We start from the raw sequence: 23,116 nt of genomic DNA, 5'->3' as shown, positions 1-23,116 counted from the left end.
TTGCGGCGCGCATCGGACCGCGCCGAGAGCATTTCGCCATCCCTCGTGATTCGCGGATTGGCAAATGCGGATGACCGTTCCTCCTGCCGCCGACTGGCGTTGCGTGCTGGGCCTGTTGCTGGCGTTGTGCATGGCGTTGGGCGTCTCGCCCCACGCCCATGCCGACGACGCGAGCCCCGAGCATGCGCGCTTGGCCGCTGCGCTGCGCCAGCTCGACGCGATCGACCAGCTGATCGCGCAGGAGACCGTGCGCCCTCGCGACGAGCGCGCTCGCTACCACTTCGACTACTGCCGGCTAAGCGCCGACCTTGAGCGCGTCCGCGCCGGCATCCGCGACTACCTGACGCCATCGCGCGCCCAGCCACGCGACCCGGCCGTACTGCTCGGCGACTACCGCCAGGCCGCGGCCTCCGCCTCCCGTGAACCGGAGGCCACGCCATGAACGCCGCCCAGACCGCCGCCTTCCAGGCCAACGGTGGCTTTCCCCCTTCCGCCGTCTCGGTCGTCCTCGTTGGCGCCGTATTCGCCGTGCTCCTCGTGTGGGGCGTGTGGGCGATGCGGACCGCCTATGTCGGCTGGGCCGAGCAGCGGATTTCCCAGCGTCAGTTCGCAGGTGTCGTGATCCGTTTCATCGCGATGTACCTGGTGCTGACCTTCTTCCTGCTCTCCTAAAGGTCGCCCCATGAACCCGGTATCCCGTCGCTTTCGCTTCCCGCGTCTTTCGCAACTGGCCGCGCTGCCGGCCGCCGTGCTGTTCGCGCCGCTCGCCCAGGCCCAGGGCCTACCGACGATCGAAGACCCTTCGCGCGGCCAGGGCAGCGGCATCATGGAGACGCTGCGCAACTACGGCTACGACATCGTGATGCTGATCGCCTTGCTGGTGGTCGCATCGATGTTCGTCGGCGTGTGCTACCACGCCTACACGCGCTACGCCGAAATCCACAACGGCCGCGCCACGTGGGGCCAGTTCGGCCTGACGGTCGCTGTCGGCGCGATCCTGCTGGTCGTGGGGATCTGGCTGCTGACCGAAGCCACCGGCATCCTCTAAGGCCGTCGGCATGGCTGACCAAGACTTCCGGCCGGACGGCACGGTTGCGTTCCTCCCGCATCGGCTCAACCGACATCCGGTCGTCGTGCGCGGGTTGACCGCCGACGAGTTGTGGGTCTGCGCAGGCTTGTCGGCGGCCATGGGGTTCGGCGTTGGCGTGCCCCTGGCATTGGCGCTCTCGACGATCGCGCTGCTGCCCACGGCGATCGTCGCGGCCGTCGCCCTCGGGGTGTTCGGAGGCGGTGGGGCGCTGCGCCGTCTCAAGCGCGGACGCCCGGACACCTGGCTGTACCGGCAACTGCAATGGCGGGTGACAACGCGCCACTCATCACTAAGCCGGTTCGTCGGCGGCCGTCACCTGGTGACGCGTTCGGGCTACTGGACCACGCGTAGGAGCCGGACACCATGAGCCGGTTCAAGAACGAGGTCCTGCGCCTCGAAGCGCACATCAAGACCCTACGCATCGGGGCTAGCGTGGTCGTCGGACTGGCGCTGGTGATGGGGTTCGGCTGGTGGAGCGCACCGCGCGACCTGACCATCCACGTGCCCCCGGACCTGCGCTCGGGCAGCACGCGCAAATGGTGGGAGGTGCCGCCCGAGTCGGTCTACGCCTTCACGTTCTACGTCTGGCAGCAGCTGCAGCGCTGGCCGACCAACGGCGACGACGACTACCCCCGCAACCTGCACGCGCTGTCGGCCTATTTCACGCCGGCCTGCCAGGCGTTCCTGCGACAGGACTACGAGTACCGCCGCAATGCCGGCGAGCTGCGCCAGCGCGTGCGCGGCATCTACGAGATTCCGGGGCGCGGCTACGGCTCCAGCCCCGCCACGCGCGTGCGCACGGTCTCGGACCGCGATTGGGTCGTCACGCTCGACGTCACCGCCGACGAGTACTACGGCGCCGAGCAGGTCAAGCGCGCGCTCGTGCGCTACCCGCTGAAGGTCGTGCGCGCGGACGTCGATCCGCAGCGCAACCCCTTTGGCCTGGCGATCGACTGCTACGACGGCACACCGCAGCGCATCGCCACTCCTGCCGATCCCGCGCCGATTCCCGCGCCGCCCCCTCCCGCGGAAGACACACCATGAACCGCCCACTCGCCACCCTCGGTGCCGCGCTGCTGCTGGCGCTGTCCCTTCCTGTCCATGCCGTCGAGATCCTGCGCTGGGAACGGCTCCCCTTGGCGGTGCCGCTCGTCGTCGGCGAGGAACGGGTGATCTTCATCGACCGCAACGTGCGCATCGGCGTGCCCGCATCGGTTGGTGCACGACTGCGTGTGCAGAGCGCGGCCGGTGCCGTCTACCTGCGCGCCAGCGAGCCGATCGAACCGACGCGGCTGCAACTCCAGGATGCCGACAGCGGCACGGTGATCCTGCTGGACATCGCGGCCGAAACGCCGCAGGACGGACAGCCGCCGCTAGAACCGGTCCGCATCGTGGCCGCGGCACCGGCGACGGGCCAGCGCGGCACGACCGGGAAGGACGCGACAACGCGCACCGCGCCGACCGACCGACTGGCGCCACCGACGCCCGTGCCGGTGGTGCTTACCCGCTACGCGGCACAAAACCTCTACGCGCCGCTGCGCACGGTCGAGCCGGTACCAGGCATCACGCGCGCCAATCTGCGTCAGGACCTGCCGCTGCACTCGCTGCTGCCGACACTGCCGGTGCACGCACAGGCGCTGGCAGCCTGGCGCCTGGGTGATCTGTGGGTAAGCGCCGTACGCCTGCGCAACATCGCGAAGCACTGGCTCGATCTCGACCCCCGCGCCCTCCAGGGCGATTTCCTGACCGCGGCGTTCCAGCACCCCGACCTCGGGCCGGCGGGCTCACCGGAGGACACCACGGTCGTCTACCTCGTCACCCGCGGACATGGCCTTCCGCAGGCGCTGCTGCCGGCAATTGCTCCCGTCGACGCCGCGCTCAACCTGCCGGTGCCTGCCGCACCTGGCGACAGTAACGGAGGCCGCGATGAAGAGTAACGGCCTGCTCAAGTGGCTGATGATCCCGATGGTGCTGTTGCTGGTCTTCGTCGGCTTCAAGCTGCTTTCCGGTGGCGGTGACACTTCCCCCCCGGGACCAACAGACCAACTCACCCCGGAGGAAGCCGCCGCGCTCGGGATCACGGGCGATACGCCCCGCGATACAGTCGCCACGCTCGTGGCGCAGGTCCGGCAGTTGCGCGGCGAACTGCAGACAGCAGTGACGGAGAACAAGGCGCAGCGCGACGAGAACGAACGCCTGCGCCAGCGCGAGGGTGCCGTCGATCGCCGTATCCAGAGCGCAATCGAAACCGAGCGCAACCAGCTTCGACAGGACAGGGAGCAGGCCGCCGCCGAACGGCAGCAGACCCAGGGCCTGCTGCAGGAGCTACAGCAACGCCTAGACGGCGTGACCGGTCGCCGGGACGGCCACGCCGACCTGCCAGTGGGCCTGGGCCTGGAACCGGGCGACAGTACCGGTGCCGGCAGCGACGCCATCCATTGGGTCGAGCCGGACGACGCACGCGAGGAAGGACGCGGACGTTCCCCAGGCGGCACGGACAACTTCAGCTTTCCCACGAGCTTTGGAGAGGCCGGCGAAGGCATTAGCCAAGCCACCGACGACGCCGTGGACGCTGGTCGCCGCGCAGCCGGCAAGCCGGGCATGAAGCCTGTCTACACCGTCCCGACGAACTCCACGCTGATGGGATCGGTCGCCATGACGGCACTGATCGGCCGCGTGCCGATCGACGGGACGGTGAACGATCCTTACCCGTTCAAGGTATTGATCGGCCCCGACAACCTCACCGCCAACGGCATCGATATCCCCGACGTGGCCGGTGCCGTCGTCAGCGGAACCGCGTCGGGCGACTGGACGCTCTCGTGCGTGCGCGGCCAGATCCGCTCGGTGACGTTCGTGTTCAACGACGGGACCATCCGCACCGTTCCCGAAGATCGCGAGCGCGGCAGCAACCGCCAGCAGAACGATGGCAACACCACCCAGGACGGCCTCGGCTGGATCAGTGACCCGCACGGGATTCCCTGCGTCAGCGGCGACCGCCGCTCCAACGCGCAGCAGTACCTCGGCAGCCAGGCACTGATCACCGCTGCCGGCGCCGGCGTGGCCTCCCTGATCGACACCGCCAGCGGCCGCATGTCCTACGTCGGCGCCGATGGCTCCATCGGCACGGTGGGCATCACCGGCAACGAAGCGATGGGCCGCATCTTGGCCGGCGGTGTCCGCGACATGGCCGATTGGGTCAACAAGCTCTACGGCCAGGCGTTCGCAGCCGTCTACGTGCAACCCGGCGCCAAGGTCGCCGTGCATCTCGAAGAACCCCTGACCATCGACTACGACCCGGCCGGCCGCCGCGTCGATCACCGACTCGGAGACACCACCCATGCGCAAGACCTGGACTGACGCGCTGGCCGCGCTGGGGATTGCCCTAGTGCTGGCCGGCTGCGCGACCACGAAGGACGAGCTGATGCCGCGCTCGGACCAGACCATGCTCGACATCTGGAACGCCGAGACCGGCGGTGGTGCCGGTGGACCGAGCGAACGCCGGTTGCTCGATGCCCGGCAGTCGCTGCGCCGTCCACTCACGGCCACCGATGTGCGGGCCGCTCCCGCCGAGCAGGCCCGCTACACGCGCACCGCGCAGAACGAGATCTACCGCCAGTTCCACCGCCTGCCGAACCCAGACCTGGTGATGTACGTGTTTCCGCACCTAGCCGGCACGGACCAGGCGCCGGTGCCCGGCTACACGACGGTGTTCCCCTTGTATCAGCGGATCCAGTACGCGCTGCCCGGCGAGCGGATCGAGGACTACTGATGTTCGCGTGGCCCTCCCTCAAACACCGAACTCGGCCGGCGCCGGCCACGACATCGGCACCGCCTGATGCCTGGGAACGCCACGTTGCCCAGTTGCGCGCGAACGGCATCCCCGAACCCGGAGGCGGCCCGCGGACCCGCCGTCGGGCCACGGTCGCCGACGAGCAGGCCCTGTACGACGTCGCGCCATCGTTCGCGGACCTGTTGCCGTGGGCGGAGTACCTGCCGGACTCCCAGTGCATGTTGCTGGAGGACGGCGCTTCGGTCGCGGCCTTCTTCGAGCTGCAGCCGGTCGGGACCGAGGGCCGCGAACCCGAATGGCTGAGTCAGGTCCGCGACACCCTGGAAAACGCGCTGCAGGACTCGTTCGATGAACTCGACGAGAACCCCTGGGTCGTCCAGCTCTACGCGCAGGACGAAACCAGTTGGGACCGCTACCTGGAGAACCTGCGCAACTACCTGCAGCCGCGCGCGCGCGGCACCGCCTTCAGCGAGTTCTACCTGCAATCGTTCGGGCATCACCTGCACGCGATCGCCAAGGCCGGCGGACTGTTCGAGGACACCGCCGTCACGCGCCTGCCCTGGCGCGGCCAGTCGCGACGCACGCGCATGGTGGTGTATCGCCGCGTCGGCCAGGGACCGAGCCGCCGCGGACAGTCGCCAGAACAGGCGCTGCACATCGTCTGCGACCGCCTGGTCGGCGGACTTGCCAACGCCGGCGTGCGCGCGCGGCGCCTCGGCGCGGCCGACATCCACGCCTGGCTGCTGCGCTGGTTCAACCCGAACCCGACGCTGCTGGGGCCGAGCGAAGCCGACCGCGAACGCTTCTACGCACTGGCCCGCTATCCCGACGAAGCCGAGCCTGGCGAGATCGAGCTGGCCAGCGGCACGGACTTCGCGCAGCGGCTGTTCTTCGGTCAGCCGCGTTCGGACGTCGCCGAGGGCCTGTGGTACTTCGACGAGCTGCCGCATCGGGCGATTAGCGTCGACCGCCTGCGCATGCCGCCGTCCACCGGCCACATCACGGGCGAGACCCGCAAGGGCGGCGACGCGATCAATGCGCTGTTCGACCAGCTTCCGGAAGACACGACCCTCTGCCTGACCCTGGTGGCGACGCCGCAGGACGTGCTCGAAGCGCACCTGAACCACCTGGCGCGCAAAGCCGTCGGCGAGACCCTGGCGTCCGAACAGGCCCGCCACGACGTGGAGCAGGCGCGCGGGCTGATCGGCAGCGCGCACAAGCTCTATCGCGGCGCGCTGACGTTCTACCTGCGCGGACGCGACCTGGCCGAACTCGACGCGCGCGGCCTGCAGCTGGGCAATGTCCTGCTCAACGCCGGCCTGCAGCCCGTGCGCGAAGACGACGAGGTCGCGCCGCTCAACACCTACCTGCGCTGGCTGCCCTGCGTCTACGACCCGGCCAAGGACAAGCGTCAGTGGTACACGCAGCTGATGTTCGTGCAGCACGCCGTCAACGTGGCGCCGCTGTGGGGGCGCAGCCAAGGCACCGGGCACCCCGGCATCACCGTATTCAACCGCGGCGGCGGCCTGGTCACCTTCGATCCGCTGAACCGCCTCGACCGGCAGATGAACGCGCACATGTTCTTCTTCGGGCCGACCGGATCGGGCAAGAGCGCCACCCTCAACAACATCCTCAACCAGGTCGCGGCGATCTACCGGCCGCGCATGTTCATCGTGGAGGCCGGCAACTCGTTCGGCCTGCTCGGCGACCATGCCGCCCGGCTGGGCATGACCGTCAATCGCGTGAAGCTCGCGCCCGGCTCCGGCGTGAGCCTGGCGCCGTTCGCCGACGCGCATCGCTTGGTCGAGACCCCCAGCCAGGTACAGACGCTCGATGCCGACGCGCTGGACGAGGAGAAGGACGAGGAGGACAGCGGCGACGAGCAGCGCGACGTGCTCGGCGAACTGGAGATCACCGCCCGGCTGATGATCACCGGCGGCGAGGAGAAGGAAGAAGCGCGCATGACGCGCGCCGACCGCAGCCTGATCCGGCAGTGCATTCTCGACGCCGCCAAGCGCTGCGTTGCCGAGCAGCGCACCGTGCTTACCCGCGACGTGCGCGACGCGCTGCGCGAGCGCGGCCGCGACGCCACGCTTCCGGAGACCCGGCGCACCCGGCTGCTGGAAATGGCCGACGCCATGGACATGTTCTGCCAGGGCGCGGACGGCGAGATGTTCGACCGCCCCGGCACGCCATGGCCCGAGGCGGACATCACCATCGTCGACCTCGCGACCTACGCGCGGGAGGGATACAACGCACAGCTTTCGGTCGCGTACACGTCGCTGATCAACGCGGTCAACAATATCGCCGAGCGCGACCAGTTCCTCGGCAGGCCGATCGTCAACGTCACCGACGAGGGCCACATCATCACCAAGAACCCGCTGCTGGCGCCTTACATCGTCAAGATCACGAAGATGTGGCGCAAGCTCGGCGCGTGGTTCTGGCTTGCCACGCAGAACCTGGACGACCTGCCCAAGGCGGCAGAGGCCATGTTGAACATGATCGAGTGGTGGATCTGCCTCAGCATGCCGCCCGACGAGGTCGAGAAGATCGCCAGGTTCCGCGAACTCACGCCCGCACAGAAAGCCTTGATGCTGTCCGCACGCAAGGAGGCGGGAAAGTTCAGCGAAGGCGTGATCCTCTCGCGCAGCATGGAGCTGCTGTTCCGCGCGGTACCGCCGAGCCTGCACCTGGCGCTGGCGCAGACCGAACCGGAAGAGAAGGCCGAGCGCTTCCGGATGATGCAGGCATTCGGCATCAGCGAACTGGACGCCGCCTACAAGATCGCCGAGCAGATCGACCGCGCCCGCGGCATCGAACCGTTTTCGATGCACGGCGACGAGGGTCTGCTAACCGCGCTAGGGTGACGTCGCGCTCTGGCGCAGTCAGGCGATTGGGTGAATCGCGAACGTGCCTGTGCGGAATACGCGCTTACCTTGCCTCGTGCCACCCATGACCAGGCTTCCAGCGCCAGGATGCTTCCACGTCCTCCAGCAGCGGCATCAGGAAGCGCTCCAGGTCCGCGATCACCGTTGCCAGGTCCCCCGGCGCTGCCGCCATCCGCTCGCGGGTCAGGAACGCCTGCCACTGTCCGCCCCAGGTCTCGGCGTAGGCAGCGGTGAACCCGGTCGGCCGCTCCTGCGGTAGCGCCGTGTCGCGCCGCTCGAAGGTCTGACGGACGGCCGCGGCCAGCGGCATCCGCTCCAGCTCGAACGTCGAGGCGATCACCCACAGATCGTAGAAATCCTTCAGCCGGCTGTTGGCGATGCCGCGCGACGCGAGCGCATGAAACTTCTCCGCCACCACTGTCTCGACGGGATACGCCCGCAGGTGCGGCGCCGGCGCATCGAGCAGCGCCGGGTAGTCGATCTCGATCGGCCCGGGCGTGATCGCATCGCCGAAACCCACATCGACCTAGATCGGAACGCGAGCGCCGGCAATCGTGGCCCGCGTGCGAACCCGCACGCCGCCGTACTCCAGTTCCTCGCGGATCGGCGCGGCTTCGAGCCCATCGACATCGAACGCCACACCGTCGTCATCGACGGGCTGGGCCAGGATCGCGCGAAACGCTTCGGCAATTGCCTCGGGACTGTTCTCGCCATAGCCGAGCAAGTCCAGATCGCGCGTCGGACGGAACGGCGCTTCCACCCAGGTCACGAACAGCATTGCACCCTTGAGGATGAAGCGGTTGCGATGGGCGGACACGCTCAGCCGGTACAGCAGCCGCTCCAGCGCATAGCGCGTCAGCAGGATCTGGAAGTCGGTGCGCTCGTCACGGGAGCGCTGCAGCAGGCGAGCCCGCACCGATGCGCCGACATTCTTCAGGGGTTCACGCGCCATCGGCCACCGTCGCCTCGACATAGGGTTTCATGGTCGACCAGACCCGGGCCTTGGTCCCGTACCGCCACAGCTGATCGCTCGTCGCCTTGCGCTGCCGCAGGCCCTCGCGCAGTCCTTCCAGCGCCACGTCGATCCCGATCTTCTCGCGATAGCGGAAGCAATCGACGATGGTCCGCGCCGGATCGGTGATCGCCACGTCCACGCCCTCGATGCGATGCCGTTCGACCCCCTCGTTCATGGCCGACCCGGTGAAGCGCACGAACCGGATCGGCGGGTAGTCGATCCGCGGGCGCCAGGCGGTCCGCTCGATCGCCATCCACACGCTCGACGGCATCTGCAGGGTGAGTTCGTGAAATTGCAGCGCCGACACCAGGCAGACGACGCCCTTGGGCACAAGCGCCGCGGCTTCGGCCAGCGCCCGGCGAGCGTCGGCCGGCCCGTCGGCCAGCTGGTACAGCCCCCGTGCCGGACGCACGACGACGCCTTCCCGGACCAGGCGCGCAAGCGTCTCCGGGTCGATGCCTCGGGCGGCGAAGTCCCTCTGCCGCATCGTGGAACGGGCGCCCAGGAGCTTGAGCGCCTGGTCGCGCTGGGTGCTGGTGTTTGCCACTGTGACGATTCCTCTGCTACATGGAGAATATAGCAGAGGTTTTGTCACATACCACCTCACAAGGGGAACCCGGCCATGCCGGATTGTTGCCCCCTGCGCCCGCGCGCAGGTGATGGACTCGACCCCCGGCAATCGGCCCGGATTCGACCACAGGGACAGCGATGCGAACGACGACCCCGTCCCCCCGCGGCGCCTGGCGCCGCCTTGTCTGGCCTGCCTCCGCGGCAGCGCTGGTGCTGCTGTTGCTGCTGGCCTGGTTCCTGTCCGGCCCACCGGCGCCCGACGCGCCGCTGCCGCCGCTGCCGGCCGGCAATGACGCCCCGGCCGCCACGCCGGCCCAGCAGGCCGGCCCGCCGTGGCACCACGGCGCCGCCGAGGCCCGCTTCACGCTGATCCTCTACGCCGACCTGGAGTGCCCGTACTGCAAGGCGTATGTCCCCCAAGTGATGGCGTGGATCGACCAGCACCCGGACACGCGCCTGCGCTGGCACCACCTGCCGCTGCCGGCGCACGAGCCGACGGCCACCCAGCTCGCCAGCCTGGCCGAGTGCGCCGGCGAGACCGGCGGACCGGCCGCGTTCTGGCAGGCCGTGACCTGGCTCTACCAGCACACCCGCGGCAACGGCCAGGGCGTGCCGGAGGAGGCACGCTTTCCCGGCCAGTCCGCCGCGCTGCAAGCCTGCCTCGACAGCGACCGCACCGTGGCGCGCATCCAGGCCCAGGCACGCGAGGGCAGCCGCGACGGTATCAACGCCACGCCAACCCTGCGCGTGCGCGACGAGGCCACCGGCCAATCCCTGCTGCTGCCCGGCCCGGTCGAGGCCGACGCGCTGCTCTCCGCGCTGGACCTGCTCACGTCCAACGAATTGCCGGCCGCGCCGGCCGAGCCCCCGGACCTGTCCGCCATCGACGATGGCGACATGCCCAGGTAGCCACGGTCTTCGAGGCTACGGCGCGGTGATACCGCGCTGACCGAACCGTTCGCATCGCATCCCTCGACGCGAACAGCCATCGCACCCGCGATGGTGGATGCCACTTCTTCCCGCTGTATCCACCCATCGTCCCGGAGGGCCAGTCCCTCCCATGGGCGCGCCTCCGACTTCAAACATGGAGGCCATACCCATGCTTTCGTCCCTGACCGTCCAAGATGCCATCGGAGCCGCGTCCACCACCCCCAACAGCGAACACGACGACTGGATCGTCGCGCAAGCCATCGCGCTACTGGAGCACCGGCTCTATGCCAGCGGTCCAACGCTGACCTGGCCCGATGTCGCACGCGACTACCTGCGCCTGCAGCTCATGCAGGAGCCCAGCGAAGTGTTCGCCGTCGTCTTCCTGACCACCAAGCACCAGGTCATCGCCTTCGAGGTCCTGTTCAGAGGAACGATCGACTCTGCGGACGTACACCCCCGCGTCATCATGCAGCGAGCGCTCGTCCACAACGCCGCGGCGCTGATCGTGGCGCACCAGCATCCGTCCGGCGGTACCGAGCCATCGACCGCCGACCGGGTCTTGACCCAACGGCTGCGCGAGGCGCTCGACATGATCGACGTCCGCATGCTCGACCACTTCGTGATCGGCAAGGGCGAGCCGTACTCGTTCGCCCTCAACGGCCTCATCTAGTCCCATCGCCGCCCGCTCGCCGGGCGGCCTTCTTCCACCCCGTGCGGGCGCACCTGTCCGATGGGGCGGGTGTGCCCATGTGCCATTCCAAGGAGCGCACCATGCAACCCGCCATCCATCACTTCGACGGCGTCCCCTTTGTCGCCGATCCCTACCGCGCCGGCACCTATGTCCGCGAGGACGTGTTCTGGCGCCAGTTCACCATCACCTGCCGGGGCGAGGTGGAGTATCGCGAAGACGATCCCATCTACGGGACCTTCTGGAGACCCTGCACGCTCGAGATCGGCCAGTGCGGCCTCATCGAACAGGCCATATCCCTGATCGAGCAATGCTATGCCGAGGATCGCTTTGATCTCAGCGACGACGATGAAGCCCTCAGCTTTCGCCCCGAGTCCTTCACCGTTGTCGATCGCAACGAGCGTCTGGTGCTGACCGGCGAAGTGAGGACGCCTGGCATCCGCTGGTGCCTGCCCGTCACCTCCGACCAGGAAGCGGAACAGGTAATCAAGGAGGCTCGTGCCTTGTACGACGAAGCCTCCTACGAGCACAGCTGGGACAACTACTGCACGGCCAAGAACCTGCGCCTGCAGGCTCGCGTGCTCCAGGGGCGGCTGGTAGACCGGTTCTGGCGCGTCCCCGCGCGCAAGGCCATCGAGCAGCACGTCCCATCGTGATCCACCGCGGGAGCTTCGGCTCCCGCTTTTCCTTTTGCTGCGCCCTGAGACGCGAAACTGGCCTAAAACAAGACGTTCTGTTGAAGCCTCGTGCTCTTGCCCATATCCCCCCAGGGGGGATACAGTCCCTCCATGAAGGAATCGCGCAAACACTCAAGCCATCCCGATCTGGTGAAGCGCCTCAAGCGTGCCGAAGGCCACCTCCGCCACGTCATCGGCATGATCGACGCGGGGGAGCCCTGCCTCGACATCGCCCGCCAGCTCGCGGCGGTGGAAAGCGCGGTGACGGCGGCAAAGCGTGCGCTGATCCACGACCACATCGACCATTGCCTCGACCATGGCTCGGCCTCCGTCTTGGCTGAAATGAAGGCGCTCGCCAAGCTGCTTTGAGGTGATGCGATGCTGGCCGTCCTGAAGAATCGTGCTTATCGCCACCTGTTCGCCGCCCAGGTGATCGCGCTGGTGGGTACCGGCTTGATGACGGTGGCGCTGGGCCTGCTCGCCTACGAGTTGGCGGGCGCCGATGCCGGGGCGGTGCTTGGTACGGCGCTGGCCATCAAGATGGTGGCCTATGTCGGCATCGCCCCGATCGCCCAGGCGTTCTCCGACCGCCTGCCGCGCAGATCGCTGCTGGTCGCCCTGGACCTGGTTCGAGCAGCCGTGGCCCTCTGCCTGCCTTTCGTCACCGAGGTCTGGCAAATCTATGTGCTGATCTTCGTGTTGCAGGCGGCGTCCGCCGGATTCACGCCAACCTTTCAGGCGACGATCCCTGAGATCCTGCCCAACGAGGCCGACTACACGAAGGCCCTGTCGCTCTCCCGGCTGGCCTACGACCTGGAAAGCCTGATCTCTCCGGTGCTGGCGGCGGCGCTGCTGACCGTCATCAGTTTCCACAACCTGTTTGCCGGGACAGTGCTTGGCTTTCTTGTCTCGGCAGCGCTGGTGGTCAGCGTGGCGTTGCCCGCATCCATTCCTGGCCCGCGCCGTGGCATCTGGGAGCGCACCACGCGGGGCATTCGCCTCTACCTCGCCACCCCCCGGCTGCGGGGGCTGCTGGCGATCAGCCTTGCCGTGTCGGCCGCGGGGGCCATGGTGATCGTGAACACGGTCGTCCTCGTGAAAGCCCGTTTCGGCTTGGGCGAAGCGGAAGTGGCCTGGGCGTTGGCGGCGTTCGGGGGCGGCTCGATGATCGCTGCGTTTGTCTTGCCCGGCCTGCTCGACAGGTTGGCGGATCGCCTAGTCATGGTCACCGGAGCTGCCGTGCTGGTCATCGGCACAGCCATAGGGGCGCTGGTTCCGTCCTATATCGCGTTGCTGCCGCTTTGGGTGGTGATCGGTTTCGGCTACAGCGTGGCGCAAACGCCTTCTGGCCGGCTGTTGCGTCGCTCCGCCCATGCCGAGGATCGGCCTGCAATGTTCGCCGCGCAGTTTGCGCTGTCGCATGCCTGTTGGCTGGTTTGCTATCCGTTGGCGGGGCGCTTCGGCGCCGCCTTTGGCCTGCAACCGACCTTCACTCTCATGTCGCTGATCGGCCTTGCCGGCGTGGTATTGGCGCTAAGGCTTTGGCCTGCCAGCGATCCTTCCAACATCGCCCACGATCACCACGACCTCTCGCCGGATCACCCTCACATGCGCGAGCACGCGGATCGAGGCAGACACCAGCATCCTCTGATCATTGACGATCTGCACACAGAATGGCCGCGCGCGTCGCGTCATTGCGTCCATTGCCGAACCTGATCTCGTTGAGCTAGGGGCTTCGGCTCCCATTTTCCCCAGGCCGTTCCGCGCATCCCGGCAAATCGGGGCGCGCCGGTGCCCGTTTGTTTGTCGTGCCCCCGCATCGACTGCGGTCGACTACCGCCATCGTCCACTCGACGGTAGTTCACCATGCCGACCTCATCCCTCGATTCTCCGATGCTGCGGCGAGGCCTGCTGGCCGTCGCGCTGCTCGCCGCGTTCGCCGGCCATGCGGCCGCCCAGGCCAACGACGCCCTGATCGTCGTGACCGACAGCCGCCACCCCGTACAGGCGCCGGCCGATGCGCGCGTCATCACGCTGGACCAGGCCGCCCGCATCGAGGCCGAGCTGGCCACCGACCTGCCGGCCGACGCCACCCGCAGCACCGCGCTCGTCCAACAGCGCCTTAAGGCCGGCGGCGCCGCGCTTCAGACCCGCGTCGCGACCGCCTACCAGGGTGTCGTGGACGCTTGGAGCCTCGGCATCACCACCATCCCTGCGGTGGTGGTGGACCAGCGCTATGTCGTCTACGGCGAAGCGGACGTTGCCAAGGCCGTCGCCCGCATCGACGCGCACCGCAGGAGCCGGCCATGAAGCCCTCGCGCCGCCTGCGCACCAGCATGGGCGCCGTCCTGCTCGCGGCCGCCGCGTCGTCGCACGCCGTCAACACCGGAACGATTGTCGCCTCCACGCTCTCGCCTGACTGCCTTGAATACCGGGTGGTCGGCATCTGCTACTGGCTCTACTGCACCTGGACCGGCTGCACCGTGCGCACCTCGGTGAAGGTGCGCCACTACGTGCCCGACGCCGTGGTGTCGAGCTACAGCAATACCGGCGAGAACCCCTGGACCGAAGTGCGGTTCATGAGCCCGCCCAACCCGACCGCCGAGGACGGCGGCGACGGCACCACGAACGAGGAACACGAGAACAACCTCGCCAAGTTCAAGAACGCCGACGTGATCGGCCATCCTGGCGGCCAGGTGTTCAGCCAGTTCGCCAGCGCCTCCGGCTACGCCTGCGAGGGCGCGGGCACCGCGTTCATGCCCTATCTGCTGAGCACCCTCGACACGCTCGCCTGGCGCTACAACGTGCCCGAGATGGTCTACCCCGAGTCGCTGATCCCGGGCCGGCGCGAGATCGGCACCCGGACCGGCCTGAACATGTGGGGGAACGTCTACCCGCGCGGCGGCTTCCTCCACCAGACCGACGACTACAAGTCCGGCGCCGTCGTCGCCCAGCGCGCCGGCGACATCGTCACCCGCCGCGGCCAGCCGCACGTCTACCAGCCCCTGCTGGCCGACGAGCGCGACGGCTACTGGCCGGCCGGCGCGCTGATGGAAACCGACGCCAGCACCGGCAAGTGGCAGGAGCTGACGCCCACGCTCTCCAACTCCTGCGCCGTCTTCCCCCACACCGACACGCGCGTCCAAGCCCAGCAGGGCGACTACGCCTGGGCGCTCTGGCGCCCGTACAGCTGCTGCGAGCGGCGGGGCCAGGTCTTCCTGGGCAGCATCGACTTCGACTGAGGCACGCCATGACCGCCAGCACCGCATCCCGCAACACCCGCCGCGTCGACGCCGCATTGCTCGTCCTCGCGCTGCTGCTGACCTGCACCGAGATCCGCGCGCAGACCCGCGTCAACGAGTACGGCGTGCAGCACCAGGGCAGCGTGATCGGCGACGACGTGCTCTACAGCATCGGCGGCGGCCGCGCGGTCTCGATGAGCGGCGCGGCCAACATGCGCTCGATCGGCGTGGGCGTGGGCTGGAACAGCAACCTGATCTGCGGCGACATGAGCCTGAGCGCCACCATCCAGAACCAGCTCAACGGCATCACCAACGGCTTCCAGACCATCATGTCCTCGGTGATCCAGAACGCCACCTCAGCGGTCGCCTCGCTGCCCGCGCTGATCATCCAGCGCGCCGACCCCGGCCTCTATAACCTGCTCACCAACGGCGTGCTGCAGGCGAGGCTGGATTTCGACCGCAGCAAGATGACCTGCCGCGCGATCGCGAACCGCATGGCCGACATGGCGGGCGGCCAACGCAGCTGGGACCAGATTGCCGAAGGCATGGCCCTGACTCAGTCCGCGCAGAGCGGCGATGCGGTCTCCGCCATCGACGAAGCCGAAGCCAACCGCGGCAACAACGGCGTGCCCTGGGTAGGCGGCGACAACGCCGGCGGCCAAGGCCAGAGCCCCGTTCGCGTAGTCGGCGACGTTACCCGCGCGGGCTACAACCTGCTGAACGGCCGCGACGTCACCGACACCGGCAGCATCGATCCCGGTAGCTGCAACGGCAACCTGGCCTGCGAGACCTGGCGCTCGCCCGACGATGCCGTCGCCTGGGCCGTGCGCGTGCTCGGCGAACAGGAACAGCGCACGTGTGAATCCTGCACCAAGACCACCACCACGCCCGGCGTGGGGCTGACCCCGCTGATCCAGGAGGAATACGAGGACAAGCTGGAAGTGCTGCAGGAACTGGTGGCTGGCACGCGGCCCACCAGCTTCGAGAACCTGCGGGAGGCCAGCAGCGCCTCGCTGCCGATCACCCGCGGCGTGATCGAAGCGCTGCGCGACGAACCCGACCAGGACATCCTCGCGCGGCGGCTAGCCTCGGAAGTGGCGCTGTCCAGCGTGCTGGAGAAGGCGCTACTGCTACAACGCACGCTGCTCACCGGCCGCAAGGAGCCCAACGTGGCGGCGAACGAGCTGGCACAGCAGGCCGTGACCCACGAGAGCGACATCCTCGACCGCGAAATCCACAACCTCAAGACGGAACTGGAACTGCGCCGCGAGCTGGCGAGCAACTCGCCCTCGGCCATCATCCAGCGCCACAGCACGCGCTCGACCGGCTCCCGCGGCATCTACGAAGGCGATCCGACCCGCAACCGGCTCGACGAGCTGCAGCGGCCACGGAACGGAAACAACCCGTGAGCTGGGTCGCCGTCCGCCGCTACGGTGCCCGCGCGCTGCTGGCGCTGCTGGTGCTGGTCATGGTGCTGATCGCCGCCGTCGTGGTGAACCTTGTCGGCATCCGCATGGCCGGGAGCATCGAGGACTGGCACCAGTGGATGCGCGCGCATGCGGGCTGGTTCCTGGTCTGGCGGCTGCTGCTCTACGCCGTCACGGTCTACGGCTGGCTGTGGATGCGCCGCCGGCTGCACGCGCGGGAGCCGGATGGCGGTGCGCGCCAGCGCCTGCTGCGCGTGGAGATCGCCGCGGTGCTGGCGGTCGTTGCGCTGGAAGTCAGCCGCTTCATGTAGGCCAGATGAGTCGGAGCCTCCCATGACCCTCTACACCACCGACTACCTGGAATACTACCTGACGCTGGTCTCGTGGATCGTCCACAACGGCATCTGGAACGTGCTGGTCACCAGCGGTGTGTTCGCGATCCCGTTCCTGGCAATCGTGATCCAGGAATGGCTCAAGGCGCGCAGCGAGGGGGCGGACGAAGGCAACAAGGGCATCCTGAGCGCGGCCCGCATCGAGAACCGTGTATTCGTGGCGATCGTGGTCATCATGTTCGCCGGCATCCCGTTCATCGACGTCGACTTCAACACGCTGCAGTTCGACCGCTCGCGCTCGACCCAGTGCCAGGTCAACGTGCCGACCCCTTCGGAGACGGGCTGGTCGCAGTCCTTCAGCACGCTCAACAACCAGTCGGCCAAGGTGCCGGTGTGGTGGTTCTTCATGCACGCGATCTCGCGCGCGGTGACGGGCGCCTCCGTCGCCGCCATCCCGTGCGGCACGGACCTGCGACAGATCCGCATGGACATCGATAACACCCGCATCGACGACCCGGTGCTGGCCCAAGAGGTGGCCGACTTCACCCACAATTGCTACGGGCCGGCGCGTGCGCGGCTGTTCATGAACCGTCCCGACCTGACCGAGGAGCAGATGCACGATGTGACCTGGATCGGCTCCCGGTTCTTCGTGGACACGCCCGGCTTCTACGACACCTATCGCTCCAAGTCGCCACGTGAGGGCTGGCCGTACAACAGCGGCCGCGATGCGGGCCTGGCTGAAGTCCCCAGCGGCGCAGGCTATCCAACCTGCCGGCAATGGTGGTCCGACACCAACGGGCTGCGTGCGCGGCTGCTGGCGCAGGTGGACCCCAGCCTGACGACCCGCATCACCGGGTGGGCCGGGTTCCTGAGCCGGGACCAGGTGGACGACTCGGTGATCCGCGCGATCGCCTCGCCACGACAGCAGAAGCTGAACCAGGGCGCGGTCTACAGCGACTACGGCGGGCAGATTGAGATGACGCTGCCGAACATCGTCACGCGCGCGGCCAGCGACGTGGGACTGGCGGTGGGGTCGCTGGGATACTTTCCCGCAATGGACGTGATGCGCCAGGCGCTGCCGATGGTGCTGGCGCTGCTGAAGCTTGCGTTGGTGATCTGCATTCCACTGGTGCTACTGATCGGCACCTACGATCTCAAGACGCTGGTCACGCTGAGCGTTGTGCAGTTCGCCATGTTCTTCGTCGACTTCTGGTTCCAGTTGGCGCGCTGGATCGACAGCACGATCCTGGATGCGCTGTATGGCTGGGGATTCGGGTGGAATCGCCCGCACACCAACTTCGATCCGTTGATCGGGTTGAACAACGCGTTCGGGGACATGCTGCTGAACTTCGTCATGGCGACGATGTTCGTGGTGTTACCCAGCTTCTGGCTGGCCGGCCTGAGCTGGGTCGGCATCCGCGCCGGCTACGCACTGCAGGGCATGTCGGAGGGCACCAAGGGCGCGACGCAGGCGGGCGGCAAGGGGGCGGGCGCGATCTCGCCGAAGCTGCGGTAGCCGCCGGGGACGAATCAGGTATTGCGGTCGAACGCCTGCAGCAGCGGTTCCAGCACGGCGGACCCGACGATGTGCAGCCCGGGCCCGCGCCCCATCAGGTCGGCGATCCGCTGCTCGTCGAGCGCGCCGGCGGCGAAGTCCCGTTCCATCTGGTCGGCAAGCGCCGCCTTGGCCAGCGACAGCATCGCCTGTGCTTCCCGGGACAACCCGCTGGCGGAACGCACGTCGTGCGCGACCAACATGTCGAGCACGGGCGCGACGCGCTCGGCTCCTCCCGCGATCAACTGCTGTTTGAATCCGCCGATCATGTACGTTACCGCGCGCCAGACCTGCTGCGACTGCTCATCGAGCGACTGCGCGATCAAGGCACGGCGATCCAGCGCCTGCAAGGTCGGAAGCGGCGCCAGGGAGGCGACCATGGTGCGCACGAGCCTGGCGAGCTGGTAGTCGGTCAAACGCTCCAGCAGAGTGTGGAGGACTTGCTGTTGTGTGCCATCGGCGATCGCTTTCGCGAGGGCATCGCCGCCGAGCTGCGAGGCATCGACGCGGCTGGATGCGGTGTGCGCCGTGACCTTCCTGATGTCCTGGGGCGGGTGCTCGGCCAGCGGGTCGATGTCGATGGTGACTTCGCGCGTCTCCTTGCCGGGTGGCGCGGTCCCGAGGCAGACGGCAAAGTCGAAGGCGGAGAACAGCGACAGGCGTCCGTACATAGTTCCATCGGACCCATCGACGCCGACGATGACCCGATGCCCGAACTCGAACGCGTTGGGGGCTGCGCCGGCCATGCGGGTGAAGTCCCAGTTCGCCGGCGCACTGCAGCCCGTGCCCGCGAGCGCGGCGGCCAGGATCGCTCGGGCCTCGACCAGTTCCGGCCGCTCGCCGTCGATGCGCGTGCAGCCGCCGAGGATGGCCACCTTGGCGACGGCCTGGGTGTAGGCGATGAAGCCGGACAGTGCTCCCGACCTGGCGACGTCGGGAAACTCCTGGGCGAAGAAGGTCTGGACGATGTAAGCCACGGCGCCAAGCCCGCACGTACCGCCGAACGCGCGGCGATGGTGGACGGCACCGAGCATGTAGCGATCTTCGGTGGGTTGGGATTGGAACGCGACGGTGTAGCCCTGGCGCTCCATCTCGGCCGTCCATTCCTTGGCGGCCCGCCGATCCGGGCTCGCCACCTGCATCGCGATGCCTCCCCCTTCCACCGGCGTTTGCGAGAGCACGCGCGACTGCTGGAACTTGATCTCCTCGGCGGAGATGGTGATCGGTTCGCCCGTCAGCGGATCGTTGGCGTGCACCGTCTTGATCGCGTCGGAATGGTCCGGGCGGACGCCCAGGTAGGCGTTGATGAAGTCGATCTGGCCGGCGATCGCCCCGACCAGGCCGGAGTGGCTGTTGTCGTGGGTGGTGCAGTAGATGCCGGAGTTCGTCCTCCGGCCCCCGAGCGCCGCGGGGAACACGTGTTCCTTGGAGCCTGCGGGGTTCCCGCAGACGATGCATGTCTTCGCCATTTCGATCACGCCCTCTCGAACGACAGCGCCCATGATGGCCTGCCGTTGGCGCGCCCGGCCAGGCAGGCCAGCCAGTCAGTTGTCCTCGTACCGCTCGTGCGAGTGGTCGTTGTAGAGGTTCGGGTCGTAGCCGGGCGTGTTCCGCAGCTCGTCGAGCGTGGTGAACGAGTAGTCGTCCGCCGGCGCGTCGTCGCCGCGCTGCGTCGCCCAGGCCACCGCCATGACGGCGACGACGAGCAGCGTCAGCCAGAACGCGGCGTACAGCAGCACGCCCAGCACGGCCAGCTTGACCACCCACAGCAGCGCCGCGGCCACGCCTGCAGGCAGGCCGCGCACCACCAGCCAGCCGGCCAGCCGGCGCTCGCGACGGACGCCTGCACGCCACATCCCGCCGACCCAGCGGCCGAGGCGCTCTGCATTGCTGATGCGGGTCTTCGTGTCCATCGTCGTCACCTGCTACATGCGTAGGAGGACTATTCCAGTTTGCTCCATTCCTGCCGGCTCGCGGCCACCAATGCGTTCCAGTCGTCGGGCGGATTTCCGCGGCCCAGCATCTTCTCGAAGACCGCATACGGATCGGACTTGCTGCCCGACGACCGCAGCGTCGTCTCGTCGTTGACCCAAGCGTAGACAATCACCTTTGCCTTGGAGTCGTACCGGAAGAACAGCCGGAACCGCCTTCCGATCTTGGCCCGTCGCCAGTGGCGATGGGCCGGTCCCAGGGTGTTGCCTTGGCGGTACTCGTCCCGGGCCGGATCAGTCGGCACGGTCTCCAGCATCAACTGGCTTAACGCCCGGAACAGCTTGACGTTGGCGTTCGACTCGAACCCTTCCGGATCGTTCTGCTCGGCACGCTGCGCGGCGGCGTGGAGCTTTCGCAGTTGCTCGACCACGCACTCATGGAACAGCAGCGTCCAGCCGTGGCGCTGCATCAGAGCGCCACTTCGCCGTCGATCTCCTCGTCCAGGTTCGCGCCGCGACCTGCCTGCTCCAGCATTGCGCGGGCAAGATCCTCGGGCAGGTTGCGGACATGGCGACCGGCCTCGATGTCCCGGGCCAGCAGATCCAGGAAGGCCCCGATGGCGGGATCCTCATGCTCCGCGTCAACGCGGGTGACCACGACTTGGCCGTCCTCGCGCAGCTCGAAGTCCACCTTGCCGCCAGCATCGACGCCCAGCGCCTGCCGGATGGGCTTGGGCAGGGTGATCTGTCCCTTGGAGGTGATGGTGGCCTGCTCGCGCACGGTCGGCATGGTCGGGCTCCTGACTTCAGTGCGTCCGATAGTAAGGATTTTTCCTTACCTCGTCAATCTAGGTGCTCGGGAGCGCTTGGCCGACCCAGGATGCCGGGTTGACCGGTATCGCTTTGATCCAGGCATCCGGCCCGCCCGAGCCCTATACGCAAAGGGTCAAAGGCCAAAGGGCCGGCAAGGGGCAAGGGAATGGGGCATCAAGGGGAAAGGCCCTACCCGAAAAGGCCAAAAGGCGCTCCCGCCGGTCCGTCTCCCGGGTATCAGCATGCTCTCCCTGTTCCAGCGCAAACGGACTCCACCGCCCGCCGGCCCGGCGCCGACGCCCGCCACCGAGCCTCCCAAAGGACTGACGCGACCGGCGTCGGCCGCGTCGCTGCTGGCGACCCCGCGCCGGCAGCGGCTGCTGGAACACATCTGGCAGCGCACTTCGCTGTCACGCAGGCAGTTCGCCTCGCTGTACCTGGCGCCGCTGGAACGGTACGCCGATCTGGTCCAGCAGTTCCCCGCCTCGGAGAGCCACCACCACGCATACCCCGGCGGCATGCTCGACCACGGCCTGGAGATCGTGGCCTATGCGCTGAAGCTGCGGCAGTCCCATCTGCTGCCGGCTGGCGCACCGCCCGAGGTCCAGGCGGCGCAGGCGGAAGCCTGGACCGCCGGCGCCGCCTATGCGGCCTTGCTGCACGACATCGGCAAGGTCGCGGTCGACCTGCACGTCGAGCATGCCGACGGCATGGCCTGGCACCCGTGGCACGGGCCGATCAAGCGGCCGTATCGCTTCCGCTATCGCAAGGAGCGCGAGTACCGGCTGCACAGCGCCGCCACCGGGCTGCTCTACACCCAGGTGCTCGACGCCGAAATCCTCGACTGGCTCAGCGCGTATCCCGACCTGTGGGCGGCGCTGCTGTACGTGCTGGCCGGCCAGTACGAGCATGCCGGCATGCTGGGCGAGCTGGTGCGCCAGGCCGACCAAGCCTCGGTTGCGCAGGAGCTGGGAGGCGATCCGAGCAAGGCGTTGGCGGCTCCGCGGCACGCGCTGCAACGCAAGCTGCTCGACGGCCTGCGCTACCTGCTGAAGGAGGAGTTCAAGATCAATCAGCCCCAGGCGTCGGACGGCTGGCTGACGCAGGAGGCGCTGTGGCTGGTCAGCAAGACGGTCTCGGACAAGTTGCGGGCGCACCTGCTGTCGCAAGGGGTCGAAGGCATTCCGTCGAACAACACGGCCGTGTTCAACGTGCTGCAGGACCATGGCATCGCGCTGCCCACTCCGGACGGGAAGGCGATCTGGAAAGCTACGATCACGAGCAATGCCGGCTGGTCGCACAGCTTCACGTTGCTCAAGCTCTCTCCCGCATTGATCTGGGAGGCGAACGAGCGGCCGGCGCCGTTCGCCGGCACGGTCCTAGTGGATCAGGATGCGACGCCGGAGACGGACGCTGCCGAGCCAACGTCCCCCGTTGCCGCCGTCCCTGGTCGCCCGACCGCATCGCAGCCGGCGCCGCATGCCGAAGCGTCACCGGCGGCGATGCACGCGCTCGAAGCGGCGGCCGTGGACGGGGTGGACGCGCTGCTCGAGCTGCTCTCCACGCCAGGAAGATCCGACGACCCGGCGCCACCGGCTGCGGCCAGTCACGTCGAGTCGAGCGGTGAGCCGCCGACGCCCTCGGGCGAGCACTTCATGGCGTGGCTGAAGGCCGGCATCGCGTCGCGTCGACTCATCATCAACGATGCCAAGGCACTGGTGCACACCGTGAGCGACACCGCCTACCTGGTGAGCCCCGGCGTCTTCCAAAGATACGCCCAGGAGCACCCGCTGATCGGTCCGCTAGCCAAGCAGGAACAGCAACAGCCTTGGCAATGGGTGCAGAAGCGATTCGAGCGACTGCAATTGCATCGCAAGCAACCCAGCGGCCTGAACATCTGGACCTGCGACGTGGTCGGGCCTCGCAAGTCCCGGCGATTGCATGGATACCTGTTGGAAGATCCGACTCAGTTGTTCCAGGACGTACCTCCGAACAATCCATATCTCTCAGTTCTGCGCTGACGAGTCGGGCGGCCGCTATTGCATCTGGTCGAAGATTGAAGCGAACCATGCCAGCCCACGACAACCGTCCTAACGATGCCCAAACCAGAACTTAACAACTGTTTTGCAGATGCCGGGCGGAGATGCCCAACTCGACCGAATTCTTCT

Annotated in this window: 25 protein-coding genes and 1 pseudogene; 20 read left to right on the top strand and 6 right to left on the bottom strand. The window is 67.8% G+C overall.

All coding sequences use genetic code 11. From position 1 onward, the window contains the following. Nucleotides 1-70: 70 nt before the first annotated feature. The 9 genes from ACFO3Q_RS15000 to ACFO3Q_RS14960 are packed head-to-tail and all read left to right on the top strand — an operon-like array spanning nt 71 to nt 7,747. Entirely contained in the window at nt 71-442 is a 372-nt protein-coding gene (locus tag ACFO3Q_RS15000) for an integrative conjugative element protein, RAQPRD family (protein ID WP_081770089.1), read from the top strand. Then, nucleotides 439-672 carry a TIGR03758 family integrating conjugative element protein gene (locus ACFO3Q_RS14995; protein WP_024889518.1) on the top strand — a complete coding sequence of 78 codons (234 nt, stop codon included), beginning with the start codon at nt 439-441 and terminating at the stop codon, nt 670-672. The genes ACFO3Q_RS15000 and ACFO3Q_RS14995 overlap by 4 nt, the downstream gene beginning before the upstream one ends. A gap of 10 nt (nt 673-682) precedes the next feature. Then, nucleotides 683-1,048 (top strand): TIGR03745 family integrating conjugative element membrane protein, encoded by a 366-nt coding sequence (locus tag ACFO3Q_RS14990; RefSeq protein WP_024889517.1) that lies wholly within the window; start codon nt 683-685, stop codon nt 1,046-1,048. Between the two features lie 10 nt (nt 1,049-1,058). Further along, entirely contained in the window at nt 1,059-1,457 is a 399-nt protein-coding gene (locus ACFO3Q_RS14985; RefSeq protein ID WP_024889516.1) for a TIGR03750 family conjugal transfer protein, read from the top strand. Further along, nucleotides 1,454-2,134 (top strand): PFL_4703 family integrating conjugative element protein, encoded by a 681-nt coding sequence (locus ACFO3Q_RS14980; RefSeq protein ID WP_024889515.1) that lies wholly within the window; start codon nt 1,454-1,456, stop codon nt 2,132-2,134. Before ACFO3Q_RS14985 ends, ACFO3Q_RS14980 begins: the two co-directional genes overlap by 4 nt. Then, the gene (locus ACFO3Q_RS14975; RefSeq protein ID WP_024889514.1) at nt 2,131-3,027 is read left to right on the top strand and encodes a TIGR03749 family integrating conjugative element protein; all 897 of its coding nucleotides are present in this window, start codon (nt 2,131-2,133) and stop codon (nt 3,025-3,027) included. Before ACFO3Q_RS14980 ends, ACFO3Q_RS14975 begins: the two co-directional genes overlap by 4 nt. Beyond that, nucleotides 3,017-4,447 (top strand): TIGR03752 family integrating conjugative element protein, encoded by a 1,431-nt coding sequence (locus tag ACFO3Q_RS14970; protein WP_377005525.1) that lies wholly within the window; start codon nt 3,017-3,019, stop codon nt 4,445-4,447. The genes ACFO3Q_RS14975 and ACFO3Q_RS14970 overlap by 11 nt, the downstream gene beginning before the upstream one ends. Beyond that, a complete protein-coding gene (locus ACFO3Q_RS14965; protein ID WP_024889512.1) occupies nt 4,428-4,859 on the top strand; it encodes a TIGR03751 family conjugal transfer lipoprotein in 432 nt (143 codons plus the stop codon). The genes ACFO3Q_RS14970 and ACFO3Q_RS14965 overlap by 20 nt, the downstream gene beginning before the upstream one ends. Continuing rightward, nucleotides 4,859-7,747: a conjugative transfer ATPase gene (locus ACFO3Q_RS14960; RefSeq protein ID WP_286586749.1), complete on the top strand. Its 2,889-nt coding sequence runs from the start codon at nt 4,859-4,861 to the stop codon at nt 7,745-7,747. The genes ACFO3Q_RS14965 and ACFO3Q_RS14960 overlap by 1 nt, the downstream gene beginning before the upstream one ends. 64 nt (nt 7,748-7,811) lie before the next feature. Here the strand turns inward: ACFO3Q_RS14960 and ACFO3Q_RS14955 are convergent. Both ACFO3Q_RS14955 and ACFO3Q_RS14950 read right to left on the bottom strand, forming a co-directional pair. Then, nucleotides 7,812-8,720, bottom strand: a pseudogene (locus ACFO3Q_RS14955) (nucleotidyl transferase AbiEii/AbiGii toxin family protein). Further along, a complete protein-coding gene (locus ACFO3Q_RS14950; RefSeq protein WP_024889509.1) occupies nt 8,710-9,330 on the bottom strand; it encodes a type IV toxin-antitoxin system AbiEi family antitoxin domain-containing protein in 621 nt (206 codons plus the stop codon). The pseudogene ACFO3Q_RS14955 and the gene ACFO3Q_RS14950 overlap by 11 nt, the downstream one beginning before the upstream one ends. Nucleotides 9,331-9,491: 161 nt before the next feature. Here ACFO3Q_RS14950 and ACFO3Q_RS14945 point away from each other — a divergent pair, with 161 nt between their 5' ends. The 10 genes from ACFO3Q_RS14945 to ACFO3Q_RS14900 all read left to right on the top strand — a co-directional run bounded on the left by ACFO3Q_RS14945 (nt 9,492) and on the right by ACFO3Q_RS14900 (nt 18,165). Beyond that, nucleotides 9,492-10,262 (top strand): DsbA family protein, encoded by a 771-nt coding sequence (locus tag ACFO3Q_RS14945; protein WP_024889508.1) that lies wholly within the window; start codon nt 9,492-9,494, stop codon nt 10,260-10,262. Nucleotides 10,263-10,359: 97 nt separating this feature from the next. Continuing rightward, entirely contained in the window at nt 10,360-10,953 is a 594-nt protein-coding gene (gene radC, locus ACFO3Q_RS14940) for a RadC family protein (protein WP_465251334.1), read from the top strand. 101 nt (nt 10,954-11,054) lie between these two features. Then, on the top strand, nt 11,055-11,627 hold the full coding sequence (locus tag ACFO3Q_RS14935) for a hypothetical protein (RefSeq protein WP_024889506.1): 573 nt from the start codon (nt 11,055-11,057) through the stop codon (nt 11,625-11,627). Between the two features lie 132 nt (nt 11,628-11,759). After that, complete coding sequence (locus ACFO3Q_RS14930; RefSeq protein WP_024889505.1) at nt 11,760-12,017, top strand: metal-sensing transcriptional repressor; 258 nt, start codon at nt 11,760-11,762, stop codon at nt 12,015-12,017. Between the two features lie 9 nt (nt 12,018-12,026). Then, nucleotides 12,027-13,364: an MFS transporter gene (locus ACFO3Q_RS14925; protein WP_024889504.1), complete on the top strand. Its 1,338-nt coding sequence runs from the start codon at nt 12,027-12,029 to the stop codon at nt 13,362-13,364. Nucleotides 13,365-13,514: 150 nt separating this feature from the next. Beyond that, the gene (locus tag ACFO3Q_RS14920) at nt 13,515-13,958 is read left to right on the top strand and encodes a TIGR03757 family integrating conjugative element protein (protein ID WP_024889503.1); all 444 of its coding nucleotides are present in this window, start codon (nt 13,515-13,517) and stop codon (nt 13,956-13,958) included. A gap of 26 nt (nt 13,959-13,984) precedes the next feature. After that, a complete protein-coding gene (locus tag ACFO3Q_RS14915) occupies nt 13,985-14,890 on the top strand; it encodes a TIGR03756 family integrating conjugative element protein (protein WP_377005530.1) in 906 nt (301 codons plus the stop codon). Nucleotides 14,891-14,898: 8 nt separating this feature from the next. Then, nucleotides 14,899-16,299 carry an integrating conjugative element protein gene (locus ACFO3Q_RS14910; RefSeq protein ID WP_024889501.1) on the top strand — a complete coding sequence of 467 codons (1,401 nt, stop codon included), beginning with the start codon at nt 14,899-14,901 and terminating at the stop codon, nt 16,297-16,299. After that, nucleotides 16,296-16,628, top strand: coding sequence for a hypothetical protein (locus ACFO3Q_RS14905; RefSeq protein WP_377005524.1), 333 nt, complete (start codon nt 16,296-16,298; stop codon nt 16,626-16,628). Before ACFO3Q_RS14910 ends, ACFO3Q_RS14905 begins: the two co-directional genes overlap by 4 nt. Before the next feature lie 22 nt (nt 16,629-16,650). Continuing rightward, on the top strand, nt 16,651-18,165 hold the full coding sequence (locus ACFO3Q_RS14900) for a conjugal transfer protein TraG N-terminal domain-containing protein (protein WP_024889500.1): 1,515 nt from the start codon (nt 16,651-16,653) through the stop codon (nt 18,163-18,165). 14 nt (nt 18,166-18,179) lie between these two features. Here ACFO3Q_RS14900 and ACFO3Q_RS14895 read toward each other — a convergent pair whose 3' ends face one another. The 4 genes from ACFO3Q_RS14895 to ACFO3Q_RS14880 are packed head-to-tail and all read right to left on the bottom strand — an operon-like array spanning nt 18,180 to nt 20,925. Beyond that, a complete protein-coding gene (locus ACFO3Q_RS14895) occupies nt 18,180-19,706 on the bottom strand; it encodes a hypothetical protein (RefSeq protein ID WP_286586753.1) in 1,527 nt (508 codons plus the stop codon). A gap of 42 nt (nt 19,707-19,748) precedes the next feature. Next, nucleotides 19,749-20,117: a DUF3742 family protein gene (locus tag ACFO3Q_RS14890; RefSeq protein ID WP_024889498.1), complete on the bottom strand. Its 369-nt coding sequence runs from the start codon at nt 20,115-20,117 to the stop codon at nt 19,749-19,751. Nucleotides 20,118-20,146: 29 nt separating this feature from the next. Continuing rightward, complete coding sequence (locus ACFO3Q_RS14885; RefSeq protein ID WP_286586756.1) at nt 20,147-20,605, bottom strand: type II toxin-antitoxin system YhaV family toxin; 459 nt, start codon at nt 20,603-20,605, stop codon at nt 20,147-20,149. Then, nucleotides 20,605-20,925 (bottom strand): type II toxin-antitoxin system PrlF family antitoxin, encoded by a 321-nt coding sequence (locus ACFO3Q_RS14880; RefSeq protein ID WP_024889496.1) that lies wholly within the window; start codon nt 20,923-20,925, stop codon nt 20,605-20,607. Before ACFO3Q_RS14880 ends, ACFO3Q_RS14885 begins: the two co-directional genes overlap by 1 nt. A 265-nt stretch (nt 20,926-21,190) precedes the next feature. Between ACFO3Q_RS14880 and mobH the strand changes: the two genes are divergently transcribed. Then, entirely contained in the window at nt 21,191-22,969 is a 1,779-nt protein-coding gene (gene mobH / locus ACFO3Q_RS14875; protein ID WP_024889495.1) for a MobH family relaxase, read from the top strand. Nucleotides 22,970-23,116: the final 147 nt, after the last annotated feature.

The sequence above is a fragment of the Coralloluteibacterium thermophilum genome (assembly GCF_042654365.1).
GTDB classification, from domain to species: domain Bacteria; phylum Pseudomonadota; class Gammaproteobacteria; order Xanthomonadales; family Xanthomonadaceae; genus Coralloluteibacterium; species Coralloluteibacterium thermophilum.
Note: the sequence above shows the minus strand (reverse complement) of the source record. Positions and strands in the feature narration are given on the sequence as shown.